Genomic DNA, 15,746 nt, shown 5'->3' on the forward strand with positions numbered 1-15,746 from the left:
AGCATTAAGGTGCATCGGTCGGTAGGCTACCGCTGACGGAACAGCGGGTTAAAGCTGATACTCGTAAGTATCATTCTAACAATTATCTATGCGACTTCATGTCGCACCCACGGCGTATCCAAATGATGGATTGCGACACACCGTTTCTGCGCGTTCACACCCGTTCCGAGCATGGAAGTGGAACCGAACAGCACGCGCACCGTTCCGGCGTTCATGGCGTCTATCACCCCCTTGCGTGCCTTGTCGGTCTTGCACTCCTGAATGAAGCGCACCTCGCTTGCCGGGATGCCGTAGTCCTCCGTCAGCTTCCGCTTTATCTCGCTGTACACGTTCCATCCGTCGCCCGGCTGGTATGTTCCCAGATCCGAGAACACGAACTGCGTGCCTTTCTGCGCGTCGTATTTGTGGTAATACTCCGCAATCGTCTTGGCGCAGTGGGAAGCCTTGTTGTCGGGGTGGTCCTCATAATGCGGGTCTATCATGCGCATGTCGAGAGCCATCTTCCGCGCGTAATCGGTGGCGATAAGCATCTTCGCCTTCTCCTCCGTTTCCGACAGGGGCGGTCTGCCCAGCAGCGTGGCGTCACCCGTCTTGGCGAACTGCATCAGCTGTTTGATGAAATACTCTTGGTCGGGCGTGGGAGGTATGTGATGCAGTATCTCGTTCTTACGCGGACGATCCACACCCACGTCCTCCGCCGTGCGGTAATCGGTAATCTCGTTGTAGAAGGCGGCAAGCTCCGGCACTTTGATGAAATATCGGAAACGCTCCTTCTGAACCACATTGTTCGTCACGTTGAACTCGAAGTCGGTTGTCTTTTTGGCGAAAATTGCCGCCCATGCGTCGAAGCATCGGATATCCTGCCTTTCCAATTCCTTCGGACGCAGATACTTGAAGAGCAGGTACAATTCCGTCAGACTGTTGGAAATGGTTGTGCCGGACAGGAACGTAGCCCCCAAGTCCTTGTCCGTGCGCTCCTGTATAGTTCGTATGGCAAAAAGCATATTCAGGGCTTTCTGGCTTCCTTCCGAGTTTCCCAACCCCGCCACACGGTCATGCCGGGTGTTGAAAGTCAAGTTCTTGAATTGGTGGCTCTCGTCAATGAAGATGTGGTCGATGCCCATCTGCTTGAAGTCCACTACGTCATCCGTGCGGGATTTGATGGCGTGTTCCACTTTCTCCAACTTCGCCACAAGGTTGTGCTTGCGTTTCTCCAATCCTTTCAGCATCGCCCGCGACACGTTCTTGCCCTGCTGCCGCAGCACTTCAAGGTTTTCCTCCACCGTGTCAAGCTCCGCTTGCAGGATGCGCTGTTGCAACTCCGGCGACTGTGGTATCTTGCCGAACTGGTCGTGCGACATGATGACGCAATCGTAGTCGTTGTTCTTGATGTTGTTGAAAAAACGCACGCGGTTGGCAGTCGAGAAATCCTTTTCCGAAGCGTAGAGAATCCTCGCATTAGGATATGCCGCCTGATAAGTGGCTACTATCTCCGCCACGTTCGCCTTCAAGCCGATAATCATCGGCTTGTGCGCCAAGTTCAGACGCTTCATTTCATGCGCTGCAATACACATTATCAGTGTTTTACCTGTTCCAACTTCGTGGTCACAGATCCCGCCTCCGTTCTGTTTTATCATCCAGACGCAATCCTTCTGCGACGGATAAACGCTTTGAATACCCCGGCTTGCCAATCCTTTCAGATTGAGGTCGGGAAACGTCTGGTGCGAACCGTCATACTTCGGTCGCACGAAACAGTTGAACTTGCGGTTGTACATTGTCGTCAGCCGTTCCTTGAACTGCGGCGACTGCTCTTCCAGCCATTCCGAGAACCCGTTACGGATTTCGTCAATCTTGGCGTTGGCGAGCTGTATGCCCTCGCTGTCGCGCACCTTGATGTCATTGCCATGCTCATCCTTGCCGATGGACTTCATCATGTCGGGGCAGGTGTTGTGCAGGGCGTGTTTCAACAGGTGCATACCGTCATAGTTCCGGTAATAGCCCTTCACTAAAAACTCGTCCGTGATTTTCATGGTGCGGTAGCCGCACGCCACCGAATACTCGTCCATGCTTGCGGAGTAGGCGATTTTCACGTCCGTGTCGAAAAGATGGCTCATGTAGGCGGCGTACACGCCCGTCGGAATCCAGCGTTCCCCGAAATTGAAGTCGAGGTCCTCGAAGGCGATGCGCGGCGGCTCGGCTTCTTTCAGAGCCAACAACGCCTGCTTCACTTCCGGCATACGCCCGTTTTCTGGGTTGTCACCCATCCATGCCTTGATGCGCTCCGCCTTCTCTATCACGTTCCCGGCGATGAACCTGTCCTTTATCTCGTAACCGGTTACGAGCGGGTTGTAGAAGATGCGTCCTTTGAGGGCGTCAAGCAATCCCTCTTCCGTGCTGTCGGTTATCTCCCGCATATAGTCGAGATTGACCGTGCCGAACTTGTTGAGCGATGCGGAGAGTGCCTCTTCGGGAGAGCTTACGTTGGCATGGCTCTCCACCGAGAAGGAAACGGGACGCTCGAAGATGTCCGCCTTGACGAACCTGCCGTCTTCCGCACGTTCCAACGAAAGGATGTCGCGCCCGGCGGCATCCATCATCAACAGTTTCACGTTCTGCTTGGCATTGAGGTTGCCGTAGCGCATGACAAACTCATCGTAGCAGGTGTTCAACGCTATGCGTTGTGCAGACCCTTCATCGTGATACTCCGCCTCGTAGCGGTAAAGCCGCTCGTATGAATCACGGAGTGACACATACAACATCGCTTTCTCCTTCTGGTAGCCAGTCAGGTCAAGCGGTTGGAATGTCGCGCCGTAAGGCGTGAGGTCTTTCAAATAACCGAGATTGCGTGAAGCATCCAGTACCATAGAGCCGTCACGATAGTGCGGCTCCAGCATGCCGTTGAACGGACGGGGAGAAAGGTCGAGAGGTTCCTCCTCCGGTTTTTCCGCTTCCATTTCGGGGAAAAGGGAGGTTGCAGCCGTTTCCGTTGCGTGAGCGGCAGGAGTGGCGGCAACTTCCGGCTGCGTTTCGGGTTGCCGTGTTTCCTGCTCCGGTGCGGCTTTCACGTCCGGGACATGCTGCCGTTTCTCCTGATGCTGTGCCGCCAGCCTGCGAAGCTCCTTGCGTCGCTCCGGCGTGAGGTCCATCATCATTTCATAGAAGCCGTTGATGGGCGGGTTGGTATCCCAATCCAAAGTGGCGTAAATATCATCCGGATCGGCTTTGGCTGCGACACTCACCGGCTTTGTTTCTTGGCTGTCCCTGTTCTCCGTCGGTGGTGCGGCAGACGGCTGTGGCGGTGCGGTCGTAACCTTCGGCGTAACCTGCGCCTGCGGTTTGGGAGGCATACGTCTTGCCGGGCTTTCCTTTTTCGCCGTCTTTTTCTTCTTGGAGGGTGCTTCCTGCTTGCGTACCTCCTCGGTCATGCCCCAGAGGTCGAGCAGGGAGAGCTGCACGCCCTCCGAATAATCGGGACGGTGCGGCTCTATCTCCGGCTTTTCTTCCTCCGGCTGCGGTGTTACCGCTTCGGGCTTGGCTGCCATTTCATTACGTGGCTGTATCTCAGGAGTGACAACTGGTATGGAAATGGTTTCCGTAACCGTGCTTTTCCCCTGTGCCGGATGCAGGCTGTACATTTCATACAGTTCTTTGTCAAACTGATGCAACTCGATTTTCAGATGTTCCCGCAAGTCCTCCGCCATTTGCCCGATGCCGCCCCGGTGCAGGAGTTGATAGGCAGGTTTCCCGTAAGGGTCTGTGCCTCTGATTAAATCCGTATTGGAAAGAGAGCTGATGCTCCATACATACCCGTTCACCGAAGTGCCGATGGGCGTCTGTTCGGTCTGCATGAAAAGTTTCTCGTTGTAGTACAGTTCCCCGTTCTTTCCGCTGTTCTTTTGCAGGATAATCAGGTCGCTGCCCACCTCCGTACCCGCGTTGTCCGTGAAGAGATTGTTCGGCAGGCGTGCGACACCCACCAGATTGGCATTACGCATCATATACTCGCGTATGGGTGCGTTGGACGGTGCGTCCAGCACCCCCTGCGAGGTGATGAACGCCACGATGCCGCCCTCACGCACAGCGTCAAGGCTTTTCAGGAAGAAGTAGTTGTGTATTGCCTTCGGTGCGGAACGCCTTGCCGGGTCTTGGCTTCCTGTAAACTCCGGGTCGAACACAGCCACGTCGCCGAACGGGATGTTCGAGATGGCAAGGTCGAAATAATCCGTGAAGGGCTTCTCTATCTTCTCGAATCCCTGCACCCTTACCTTTTGGTCGGGATGCAGGTGTCCCAATATCTTGCCCGTCATCAGGTCTTTCTCGAAAGCCATGATGTCCGCGTCCGGCTTGTTTTCCAGCACGGCATCCACGAATGCGCCCACGCCCGCCGACGGCTCCAACACACGGTCGGGACGTATGCCGTGTTCATGCAGAGCCTCCGCAATCGTGCCGGTTATCTCCGGCGGTGTGTAGAATGCGGTCAGCACGGACTGCTTCATGGCATCCGCGTACCGCTTGTACTCCGTATCGTCCTTGCTGTTTTCACGCACCAGCCTGTGCAGTTCCACCGTAGGGGCAAACAGTTCGAGGTCCGATTTCGCCCAATGCACGGCATCCGTCAGTTCCTTTGCCGGGTTCAGTATGCACTTCAACCCGCCGAAACCGCAATACTTCCGAAGTATGGCTTGTTCCTCGGCGGTTGCCGTCCTCCGTTCCCTGTCAAGGATGAATGCCGTCCGTATCGCCTCGATGTTGTCCCGCAGCCGTTGTTTGCGGTTAAACGCCATATTCCCCGATATAAAGGACGACGGCTCCCGTCAGCTCCGTGTAGAGCAGGTCGTATTCGGGCGACAGGGCGAAGTTGTCGTCCGAAAGATCATAGGCGGAGAATACGTTGCCGACAGGCGGCAGCAGCTTTCGGATGAAGGCTTCGCGTTTCTTTTCCGGCACTTCGTCGGCAAACTCGTTTTCCACGACTTCGCGGAGGATGGCGTACTTGGAATAGCGAAGACCACGCAGGAGCGTGTCCATCGCCAACTCCTGCGCCCCCTCGGACGGATAGCCTTCGAGCCGCGCACGCTCATACGTTTCGGCGGCACGGTCGGCACGTTCCCGGATGAAGGCATCGTCGGAAGCCTGTTCAAACCTGTTCGTGCGGAGATAGTCCAGCAGGTACAGACCGTAATAGGAAAAGTCGGTCTGACCTTCGTTTTTCTTCTTGTTGTTCATTACTTTGGAATTTAGTGGGTTGATAATGATGGGGATAATCGTCTGAAAAGGAGAATGAAAAGGCACTCGGTATCCCTCCGAGTGCCACCACTAAATCCAAAGTATGAGTGTAATCCGGTATCGAAGAACAATTCATTACTCTGAACAAGTGGCAAAGTTAATACTATTTCTTCCGTCCTGAAAATTTCCTGCTCGTTTTCCTTTCGGGGAACACGAAAGTCGTGTTATAGTCCCCGTCAAAGGCGACTATGGCGTCGAAGCTCTTGCCCTGCTTGCTCTTGAAGCCTTTGAGCGGCTTCGTATGCCCATCGGTGAGCAGCTCTTTGATCTCGTCATCGGAAAGGGTGCGGTTCGCCTTCAGGCGGAACACGGGTAGCCCGCAGTCCGCGTTGTCGCAGCGGACGACCTTGCCGTAGAACTGCATACTGCCCGTTCCGCACTTGGGACACTTGCAGCCGGAATCCCTGCGGGCGAACAGCTTGTCGCACGAGAGCAGTTCGGAGGTAATCTCCTTTGTGTACGCCTCTATCTCCTTGCAGAAGGTGTCGGCGGGCAGCTCCCCGCGCTCGATGCGTGCCAGATTCTTCTCCCATTCGCCCGTCATGGCGACGTCGGCGATGCGCATCGTCTTCACGACAGAGTAAAGGGCAAGCCCTTTTTCTGTCGGCACAAGCGATTTCTTGCAGCGTTCCATGTAGCCGCGCTTGAAGAGCGTTTCGATGATGGCGGCACGGGTGGCGGGCGTGCCGATGCCGCAGTCCTTCAAAGCCTGACGGAGTGCGTCGTCCTCTATGTCCTTGCCCGCCGTTTCCATAGCCGAGAGCAAGGTTGCTTCGGTATGCAACGGCTTGGGTTTGGTCTTTCCCTCCGTGATGGAACAGCCTTTCAACGTCAGCGTGTCGCCTTCCCGCCAGCCGGGGATGGCGGTTTCTTCCTTGTCCTCCTCACCATATACGGCACGCCATCCGGCTTGCCTGATGACGCTGCCTTTCACCGTGAACTCCACTCCGGCACACTCCGCCGTGACGGTAGCGGTGTCCTTGACGCATTTCTCGGAGAACGCCTCGATCATGCGCCCGGCAACCATCTGATAGACGGTGTTGTCTTCTTTGGAGAGGAACAGCGGTTTCTCTCCCGTGACGAGCAGGGCGTGGTGGTCCGTCACCTTGCTACCGTCCACGCTTCTGCGTGTCGGGACGGCTTTCGGCTGCACCTTGCCTTTCCATTCGGGCAAAGCCCCGATGAAGGCGAGCAGCTTGGGGATTTCGGCGAACACGTCTTCGGGGATGTAGCGGCTTCCGGTTCTCGGATAGGTGATGAGCTTCTTCTCGTAGAGCTTCTGCGCGATTTCAAGCGTCTGTTCCGCCGTGAAGCCGTGCTTGGTGTTGGCTTCCTTCTGGAGCGTGGTCAGGTCGTACAGGAGCGGTGTTTCCTCCGTCTTCTCCTTGCGTTCGGCTTTCGTGACGGTGGCTGTGCCTGCCGACTTCACCTTATTATACAGTTCCGTCGCGGGCTCTTTCTCTTTCCATTTTTCGGAAGAGGAAAACTTCACAGTTCCTTCGTCGCAGCCGTCCGTTGCGATATGGAGCTGCCAGAAGGCTTCGGGCGTGAAGCGGCGGTTCTCCCAGTAGCGTGCGCACACCATCGCCAATGTAGGTGTCTGCACCCGCCCGACGGAGTAAGTGCCGTGTCCGGCGGCGATGGAGAGTGCCTGCGTGCCGTTGATGCCCACGAGCCAGTCCGATTCGCTCCGCGCTTTGGCGGCAAGATAGAGGTCGTCGTATTTGCCGCCCGCTTCAAGGTTGCGCAGTCCCTCGCGGATAGCCTTGTCGGTAAGCGAGCTTATCCAGAGGCGGACGAACGGGGTGGCGCATCCGGTGTAATGGTAGAGGTAGCGGAAAATAAGCTCACCCTCGCGTCCGGCATCGGTCGCCACGATGATCTGTTCACTTTCCTTGAATAGCCGGGTGACGGTCTTGATCTGCGTCACCACGCCGCTGTCGGGCTTGTAGCCCTTCTCCGTCTTTACCTGACGGGGGACGAGCGTGAAGGTGTCGGGGATGACGGGCAGGTTGTCACGGACGAAGCCGCGTATGCCGTAGCCGTCGGGCATGGCAAGCTGTACGAGATGTCCGAACGCCCAAGTCACGGCGTAGCCGCCTCCCTCGAAATATCCTTCCTCTCTCTTTGTCGCGCCCACGATACGGGCGATCTCACGTGCCACAGACGGCTTTTCTGCAATGATTGTCTTCATATTCTTCTGTCGTTTTGAATTTTACAAATGTTACTTCGGATTTAGTGGCGGACACCGGATTACATCTTCATGCCCTTATTGTTTCTTTTTTGCGGCTTCTCCTGCTGCTGTTGCTGCGCGGTGTCCTTCGGGGCGGTCTGTCCCTTCCGCAACGGCTCCTTCAGGTTCTTGGTAGCCTCGTTGGTCTTGCCCTCGCTGTTCACCGCCACCTGCGTGCGGCTCTCGTTGGAAGGCGCGACCTTCTGCGCGTTGTCGGGGTTGGTGTCGTAGCGGTACGGGCGTCCCTTCTCCGGGTTGAACTTGATGTACATCGTGGCGTGGAAGCCCTGCTTGTCGGTCACGTTCTCCAGTTTCACGGCTTTGCCCGCCACGTAGTCGGCTTTCTGCTGCTCGGTGAAGTCCACGCCGCTCCATTTGCTGATGGGGCGGATGCTGCCGTCGGCGTTCGTCCACGTGTTGCGGCGTTGCTCCTTGTTCGTGTTGGCTGTGTTTTCCGTACCTTGCGCCTGTTTCTCCTTATTTTCCTGTGTCTGGACGGCACGGGGCGACCTGCCGGTTCCCGGCACGAACTCCACGCCGCGCTGCTCCACGTTCACTTGCAGGGTGGTGACGAACTTCCTGCCGTCCTTGCGTTCGATGAGTTTGTCACGCACGGGCAGACCGGCACGCAGCATGTCCTGCTCCTGCTTGGTGATTTCCGTCTTGCCGATGCGTTCCGGTATGCGCACCTTGCTGGCCGAGACATCCGTGATTTCGTTCGTCTTGCGGTCGATGCTGACGAACGAGGGGATGATCTCGCCCGTTTCCCTGTCCACGAGGTCCACGACCCTGCCGAGGTTGCCCGTTTCGCGCAGGTTCTTCCGGTCATCGTCGGAGAACTTGTGTTCCTTGTAGTCGTCGAGCTTCTGCTCCTTGCGGATGAAGTGCGGCACAAGGCTGACGTTGCCCTCGCCGTCCTTCTTGAAGGAGAGGCGGGCGTCCAGTTCGAAAGCCTCTCCGCCGAAATTGGGCGACACCCTCACCAAGTCGGACTTGCCGTAGTTGAGCATCCTGTTAAGGTCGCCCGACTTTTCAAGGTCGTCGCGCTTCACGCCCCATTTCTCCTCCAACTTCTGCCAGTTGATCTTGCTCTCGTCGATGGGCTGGTAGCCCCGGTTGCCCTGCGTCTGCTGAGGACTTTCCTGATTCTGTTCGTTTTTCTGTTCCATTTCTTCCTGTTTTTTAGGTTCGTCATCTTGTTTCTGTTCCGGTTGTTCCTGTTTTTCGGCGGACTGCTCCTCCTGTACTTTCTTTTCGTAGCCGGAGGTGTCCACCTTGTGGGGCGCAAGCATCTCCTTGTTGCCGTCGGGATCTTTCAGCAAGTCCTTGATAACCTCCAGCAGTTTGTCGGCTTGGTCCGCCGCGACACGGTAGAAACCGAAGCGGCTGGGTTCCCTGCACTGCCGGAAGAAGTTCCTGAAGAAGTTGTCCAGCACGTCGCCGTGCCGGTCGAATTGCAGGAAACTCTGCGCGTTCTCCGCTTTCGCGGGGATACGCTTGGGGGAGCCGTCGGCGTTCAGCCCGGCTACCACGCTGATTTCGCCCGTCTTCTCGTCACGGACAACCAGCACGTCCTTTTCGTCTTTTTTCTTTGCCATCTGAAAAATGTTTTAATGGTTATTTTTGAAAGAAATTATGGATACGAGCCTTGTAGAAGGCTATGTCTTCCTTGCGGAAATCCTTTACATGTTCGGAGAGGAACGTCAGCACGTCCGCCTCGCTGTAATAGGTCTTTTTGCCGAGCGTCTTGTAGGGCAGCGCGCCGATGCTGCGGTAGCGTTGCAGGGTGCGCTTGCTGATCTGGAGCAGTATGCACAGGTCTTGGTTGTCGAAAAGCCTGATCCCGTCCATCGGGTTCGGGGCTTTGCCGGACGGCTGCATGGAGAGCAGCATCTCGTCCTGACGGTCGAGCCGTTCCATCACCTTCTGCATCCAGTTCTCGAAATTGTTGCGGGTAAGCAGTTCCATGTCTTACGTCCTCCTTCCTTTGGGTCTGCCGCCCGTGCGCAGCGTGTGGTTGCGTTTCAACTGTTCCGGTGTCGCGGCTTCGCCCGTAACGGTGCTGTCTTCGAGCAGGCGGTCGATTTCCGACTGCCGGTAGCGGCACTTGCCGCGCAGCACGACATAGGCGATGCGCTGTTCGCTGCGCATGCGCTGGAGGGTGCGGCAACTCACGTTCAGCAGGTGCGCCGCCTCGCGGGTGGTGAGCAACCTGTCGGGAGCTTCTTCCTTCCTACCGCCGGAAACGGCACGCACGTGTGCCGCTATCTCGGCTATCTGTTCCGTCAATGCGGTGAAGGCGGAACTTTCCATCGTTATCACTTTCATATTCAGTTCTTTCTTTTGGTTTATTTGCATGAACATAGGCTGCGCCTCGGCATACCGTTCAAGCGGGCTTGACGTTCTGCGCTCGGCTTGCGCTATGTTTCTGCGACAAAATTCGGCAATAAACCAAATGGGCTTTAACAGCTCACTACGTGGCTCACGTAAGATTTTTACGGATAATGGCTCCGTAACCCGGACAGACGGCGCAACAAGCTGCCTTTTAGCGGGAAACGGTACGTGTTCAAGGCGGCTTCGTTACCTTTGCGGCAAACTCTGAAATGTTTTGCTTATGGAAATAGTATCTATCGAGAAAAAGACCTTCGAGATGATGGTGGCGTCCTTCAACGCCCTCGCGGAGAAGGTAGCCGCCCTGAGGCGCAGGAGCGACGGCGGGCGGATGGAAAGGTGGCTCACGGGCGAGGAGGTCTGCGGGCAGTTGAGGATCAGCCCGCGCACGTTGCAGACTTTGCGTGACAGGCGGCTTATCGGCTACTCGCAGATAAACCGCAGGTTCTATTACAAGCCGGAGGAGGTCAAAAGGCTCATTCCGCTTGTCGGCACGCTCTATCCCGGCGGAAAATGATTTGATTTTTATTATTCACAACCCACTGAATCCGAAGTTATGATGAACGAGAACAATGAAGTGTTTACGATGGAGGACGAGCCGCTTGCCACCGTCGTGCAGAACATGCGCAAAGGCTCGAAATGGCTCTCCGCCTTTCTGGAAAGTTACCGCCCGCCGTTGGACGGGGAGCGTTACCTGACGGACAGGGAGGTGGCGGAACTGCTCCGTGTCAGCCGCCGCACCTTGCAGGAGTACCGCAACAACAGGGTGCTGCCCTTTATACTTTTGGGAGGGAAGGTGCTTTACCCCGAATCGGGGTTGCGTGAACTATTGGAGGCGAACTACCGCAAGCCGATGGAATAAGGCGGCTGCATGAAAAAAGGAAACGGGCAACTCCATACGGGCTGTCCGTTTCCTTTTTCTTTTTTCTTTTTATGCGTGTTTAGCAATACCCGGCTTTTCCGTTCTGTATGAACATCACGTATGCCTGCCGCTTTTCCTTCGAGAGTGCCTTGCCCACCAGCCACGTGCGGAACACGTGTGCATGGTAGGTGTTCAGCCGGAAGGCGATGGGGATGATGATTTCCAGCGAATACACGTCGGCTGAAAGCCCGTTTTCAAGCCGCATGTAGCGACACACCTCGTAGTCGTTCAGCACGTCCGGCTTGCGGACGGCTCTGATGGCGGCGTTCACTGCCGGGACGCCCGTGTGGAACAGTCCGGCGATTTCTGTGGAGGTCATCCATATCTCGTTACCGGTTACGCTGACCGCCTTGTCCTCTATGATGATTATGTCACGTTTCATGGCTTTTCTTTTTAGATGGTGCAACCTGCAAATTCCTCGATGCCGTTCAACCTTGCGGCAAGGTTCTCCATGTCTTGGTTGAGCTTTTCTTTGGTGATTTTCGCGTATATCTGCGTCGTTTTTATGCTCTTGTGTCCCAGCATGGAACTGACCGTTTCGATGGGTACGCCGTTGGAGAGGAACACCGTCGTGGCTGCCGTGTGTCGGCTCTGATGCCACGTGATGTGCTTGGTGATGCCGCAACGCTTGGCGACGGAACGGATTCCGGCAAGGCACGTGTTGTAGTGGGGAACGGGGAAAATCCTGCCGTTCCCGCACAGACCCCGGTATTTGTCGATGATGCGCTTTGCGATGTCGAGCAGGCGGATATTGGACACCACGCCCGTCTTCTGGCGGTTGATGTTTATCCACTCGTGTTCGTCGAAGTAGGTATGGATGTTCTCTTCCGTCAGGTTGCGCATGTCGGCGAACGACAGGCCCGTGAAGGCGCAGAACAGGTAGAGGTCGCGGTAAAGCTCCTGCTTGGCGTTTTTCAGCCTGCCCTCCATCAGCAGCCGGATTTCCTCTTTCGTCAGGAAACTGCGTGTCGTTTCCTCCTTCTTGATTTCATACTCCCGGAATGGGTCGCGTGTGAGCCACTCGTTGTTGATGGCGATGAACACCATCGTCCGCAAGGGGCAGACATACAGCCACACGGTGTTGGTGCAGCAGTGCTTGTCCGTGCGCAGGAACATCTCGAAGTCGGAGATGAAGGCGGGCGTAAGCTCTTTCAGCGCGATGTCCTTCACGCGGTAGCGGATGGTGAGGAACTCTTGCAGGTGCTTGTAAACGGTCCTGTACTTCAGGAGCGTGCCTTTGGCTTTCATGCCAGCATCCACCTGTTTCTCGTAGTCTTCGTTGTGCTGCCGGAACACCTGCATCAGCGTGTGATAGCGATGTTCCAGTCCGAGAAAGGCGTTCTTGACCTTCTCCGCCGTGACGAAGTTGTCACGCTCCATGATTTCCTGATAGTGTTTGTTGATGCGCACACGCATCTTGTCGAGCATGCGGTTCGTTTCGAGTGCCGCCGAGCTTCTGCCCGTGACACGTCCCCCTTTGGTGTCCCACAGCTTGGGATCGACGGTCAGTTTGCAGCTGAACTGCGTTTGGCTGCCGTCCACCGTAATGCGTCCCATGACGGGTACTGTCCCGTCCTTTTTCACTACCTGACGTTTGAGGTAGTAGATTACTGAAAATGTACTCTTCATCGTCCTTATTTTTTTAGGTTCAAAATTAGTTGGTGAAGAGTCCGTCGCCGGTACGCAAAACGGGGAGGAACGGCGCAATCTTTTTCCGTAACCGGATTTGTTGCGTGAGTTGTCAGTAACTCACTAATCCTTAACGCCTTGTTTCGTTATCCGTGTCCGTTTGTCGCCATTCCGTGCATGGTTACGGACAAGTAACGTAGCGGCGTCCTGATTTGGCTTCAGCGGTGATTGCGATGGCTTCACGAATAATCGGAAGCACGACTGAAACCCTTGTAACTCAATTCTATCACTATATCTTTCCGCATTTCTCTTTTTTGTAGTAACTTTGTATGGAAACTATACGAACCATCTCCCACAATCTCGGGTTCTTACAAACAGCTATTACATCAATAGAGAGCACTTTTCAATTTACCAATCTTTTCGGAAAGCAAAATAATATGACGCTGCCAACGCCTCCGTTACCTCTACGTTATATCGAGGATATTCTCCATTGTTAGTATCATGAAAACAGCTTAAAAGCCCCATAATTCTCATAACATTTGCAACTTCCTGTATATAGTCTCTATAAGGAATATTCTCTGCAACAGCTACTTTTCCAAGTCCCTCATTCAGGGCGATTGCACGGGATTCATCCTGCAGATTCTCAAAGAATAAACCTTCTTCATTTGTCATTATCGGCTTTATATAAAAAGAAATGCCCCCATATCGTTCTTTCGTTATCCCCGCTATAGGTTTGCGTTCCGACCCGCTTGCCCAAGGGTTAACCGCAGTATCCCACACAACATTCCACGCCAAATCAATGTAATCGCCTACTACAATGCCACCCTGTTCTTTGTCCATCATTGCCGTAGTTCCTCCATCATCTGCAAGAGTCAACATGATGTCCGGCATCGCTTCACGCAGTGCCTTAACTAATTTTGGATAAGAAGTTTCATCTAACTCCGGTGCTCCAGTCTTGTCATATCCGGCACCTTCATCACGCAAATGGACGCCATCCAGTTGATACATTTTCACAGCCACTTGGACTTGTGCTACAAAATCAGCAATTTGCACATCTGTTAAATTGGCAAAACCTATGCCTGTTCCTCCACCTTCGATGGAAAGGCAGACTTTTATACCACTCCGCTTCAATGGTTGAATATATTGAGCATAGTTTTTCAACACATGTTCTATATCAGGTGTAAATTTCAAAATTGCTCTACGGGAAGACTCGTCGTATTTCAACAAAGCTTTTCGTAAATTCACTATATCAAATACCGGGACGTTTTCGTAAATAGTTTTTCTATCCCGACGGGATTTCATATACTGCAATTTAGAAGTATATTGGTCAGCAATCAAAGGATTCATCATTTCAGTATCAATATACGCCACCACTGTATACGGTTTATTCGACCTGTCCTGACGTTCCATTTCCACTTGGCAGATATAATAGAAAAGCTTGTACTGATTACCATCTTCATCCGTCGCCAACAATGGCAATAAATAATAAGAACCAATAAGCTCCATATTTGACACAGTAAAACTTATCCGTGTCGATTTTCGTTCACCTGCCGCTACCGTCACCTTTCCTCCATTAGTTATCGTAAATTTATTCTCCCAATCTTCCACAAAATTTGCACCCACTTTATAAAATTGCTCTGTAATCGATGGTATATCCTGGAGAACTAATGAAGTATTTATACCAATTGTGAATGTCATATCCCGCTCTGCCGGCTCCACCAATTCTACATATAGTTCATCACTTCCCTGTTCTACAAAATCAAGAAAAATAAATTTATTTCCCGATTCTGAAGCACTTTGCAGGAAAGCAGCTTCCCCAACTTCCTCCGGTGATACTGTAGACTTGTCATGTGCTACGTTCGGAGCCACCAACGCCGCATCTTCTTCGCAAGCTCCCATCACCAGTGCCAATAACACGCACAAAGAGATATTTCGTATTATTCGTTTCATAATCATATACATTTTAATAGTTATCTGTAATCTCCTATTCCTGATTTATTTTCGGCACCTCAATGCCACTTGGCCATAGTTCAGCATCCGTTTTACTATAAACTTCAACATGGTCGCTTGCTTTCCAATAAGGGACTACTTTCGCATTGTTCCCATGTCCAGTACGGTCTTTGACTTCCATCCCTGTTCCCTCATCAAACTTCCAATAGGCACACAAAGCTGGTTCTTCAGTAGGGTCGGGAATATCATACATATTCTCCCAAATCTGTTCTTGAGTACGAGCTACATTCCAAATGCGAGCTTCACATATTTCACCATCAAACTGGCGGCTTATATCGTGCGACTCTCCATAAGAACGCCCAAAATAGAAGTTAAAATCACCCCCATTCCCAAATTCATCATCAGGTAACTTATCTCCCAAACTGATGCTAGTCAAGTCACTTTTGCCATGACTGGTACTTATGCTTTGTAATTGTCCGTTTACATAGAAAGCAATAGTAGCAGTAGCTATGTCCCATGTCAATGCCACATGATACCACTCACCTGCCAATAGTAATTTCTGGTTACTGATTTCTGGAAATTTGCCGAATGTTGTTTGCGTCTGCAACTGTTGATTCGGAAAGTTTGCATCACCGATACGCATCAAGAAATATTGTTCTATGCCCATGATAGAGGATATTTCTTGCTGGAAATTGTTGACTCGTATAATAGCCTCCATTGTCACTGCCGTCAAATTATTCACCACATCCGCTGTCGGACTTCCTTTATCAAATCCCGGAACAGTGACATAGACATTTTTCAAATTCATAGCTGTTGTTATAGCACTGGAACGACGTACCAAATAATACATCGTGCGTGAACCATCCATAATACCTACTCCTTCAGCTCCTCCAATGGAAAGCGGGCAGAGGTAAGTAACGTCAATCTCCAACTCATCGAGTTTGGAGAATTTAATGCCTACTTCTTCAGAAGTGGTCTTTCCGGCAGGAATTACCACTTCTGTTTTCAATAGCTGATAATATGTTTCAGGCAGCACTTCATAATGCGTGTCGTTCTTTGCATTATATTCACTAGTCAACGAAGCGTCTACCTTCAAGCTGACCTTCACATCATCCCCCGAAGGATAAGACAACTTCACTGTAAAAAGTTTCGTCTGGCTTGTCACCTTCCGATTAAAAGTGAAAGTTTCTGTATTCTTACTAGCAGCTATATTCAGATACGCCGAATTGTCAAACGGTGACTTTTCGCTGTAATCCGTATTATCACAGGCAACCGGCAGAAATAACAAAACTGCGGCTGCAAAGCACTGATAAAGTTTATGTATTCTCATAGCTT

The 15,746-nt window shown here is 52.9% G+C and carries 11 protein-coding genes and 1 pseudogene; 2 read left to right on the forward strand and 10 right to left on the reverse strand.

Going from position 1 to position 15,746, the window contains the following annotated elements; genetic code table 11:
* Positions 1–107: 107 nt before the first annotated feature.
* From H8S63_RS14145 to H8S63_RS14170, 6 genes and pseudogenes are all read right to left on the reverse strand, one after another.
* Positions 108–4,784: pseudogene (locus H8S63_RS14145) on the reverse strand (N-6 DNA methylase); the annotation flags it as partial.
* Positions 4,774–5,226 (reverse strand): DUF1896 domain-containing protein, encoded by a 453-nt coding sequence (locus tag H8S63_RS14150; RefSeq protein ID WP_008645575.1) that lies wholly within the window; start codon positions 5,224–5,226, stop codon positions 4,774–4,776. The gene H8S63_RS14150 and the pseudogene H8S63_RS14145, both read right to left, overlap by 11 nt.
* Positions 5,227–5,389: 163 nt before the next feature.
* The gene (locus H8S63_RS14155) at positions 5,390–7,480 is read right to left on the reverse strand and encodes a type IA DNA topoisomerase (RefSeq protein WP_008645574.1); all 2,091 of its coding nucleotides are present in this window, start codon (positions 7,478–7,480) and stop codon (positions 5,390–5,392) included.
* Positions 7,481–7,539: 59 nt separating this feature from the next.
* Positions 7,540–9,117 (reverse strand): DUF4099 domain-containing protein, encoded by a 1,578-nt coding sequence (locus tag H8S63_RS14160; RefSeq protein WP_008645573.1) that lies wholly within the window; start codon positions 9,115–9,117, stop codon positions 7,540–7,542.
* A 19-nt stretch (positions 9,118–9,136) separates the two neighbouring features.
* The gene (locus tag H8S63_RS14165) at positions 9,137–9,487 is read right to left on the reverse strand and encodes a helix-turn-helix domain-containing protein (protein WP_008655857.1); all 351 of its coding nucleotides are present in this window, start codon (positions 9,485–9,487) and stop codon (positions 9,137–9,139) included.
* A gap of 3 nt (positions 9,488–9,490) precedes the next feature.
* Positions 9,491–9,883 carry a helix-turn-helix domain-containing protein gene (locus H8S63_RS14170; protein WP_008655856.1) on the reverse strand — a complete coding sequence of 131 codons (393 nt, stop codon included), beginning with the start codon at positions 9,881–9,883 and terminating at the stop codon, positions 9,491–9,493.
* A 250-nt stretch (positions 9,884–10,133) separates the two neighbouring features.
* On the opposite strand from H8S63_RS14170, the gene H8S63_RS14175 reads away from it, so the two are divergent.
* Positions 10,134–10,427 carry a helix-turn-helix domain-containing protein gene (locus H8S63_RS14175; protein WP_032535412.1) on the forward strand — a complete coding sequence of 98 codons (294 nt, stop codon included), beginning with the start codon at positions 10,134–10,136 and terminating at the stop codon, positions 10,425–10,427.
* A gap of 39 nt (positions 10,428–10,466) precedes the next feature.
* Positions 10,467–10,772 carry a helix-turn-helix domain-containing protein gene (locus tag H8S63_RS14180; protein ID WP_008645571.1) on the forward strand — a complete coding sequence of 102 codons (306 nt, stop codon included), beginning with the start codon at positions 10,467–10,469 and terminating at the stop codon, positions 10,770–10,772.
* A 79-nt stretch (positions 10,773–10,851) separates the two neighbouring features.
* On the opposite strand, the gene H8S63_RS14185 is transcribed toward H8S63_RS14180, so the two are convergent.
* The 4 genes from H8S63_RS14185 to H8S63_RS14200 all read right to left on the reverse strand — a co-directional run bounded on the left by H8S63_RS14185 (position 10,852) and on the right by H8S63_RS14200 (position 15,741).
* On the reverse strand, positions 10,852–11,214 hold the full coding sequence (locus tag H8S63_RS14185; RefSeq protein WP_008645570.1) for a hypothetical protein: 363 nt from the start codon (positions 11,212–11,214) through the stop codon (positions 10,852–10,854).
* Positions 11,215–11,225: 11 nt separating this feature from the next.
* Entirely contained in the window at positions 11,226–12,461 is a 1,236-nt protein-coding gene (locus tag H8S63_RS14190) for a site-specific integrase (RefSeq protein WP_008645569.1), read from the reverse strand.
* 408 nt (positions 12,462–12,869) lie between these two features.
* Positions 12,870–14,423 (reverse strand): glycosyl hydrolase family 18 protein, encoded by a 1,554-nt coding sequence (locus H8S63_RS14195; RefSeq protein ID WP_008015585.1) that lies wholly within the window; start codon positions 14,421–14,423, stop codon positions 12,870–12,872.
* 22 nt (positions 14,424–14,445) lie between these two features.
* Positions 14,446–15,741 carry a DUF1735 and LamG domain-containing protein gene (locus H8S63_RS14200; protein ID WP_004313565.1) on the reverse strand — a complete coding sequence of 432 codons (1,296 nt, stop codon included), beginning with the start codon at positions 15,739–15,741 and terminating at the stop codon, positions 14,446–14,448.
* Positions 15,742–15,746 lie beyond the last annotated feature (5 nt).

The sequence above is a fragment of the Bacteroides sp. NSJ-39 genome (assembly GCF_014287315.1).
Taxonomy (GTDB): Bacteria; Bacteroidota; Bacteroidia; order Bacteroidales; family Bacteroidaceae; genus Bacteroides; species Bacteroides finegoldii.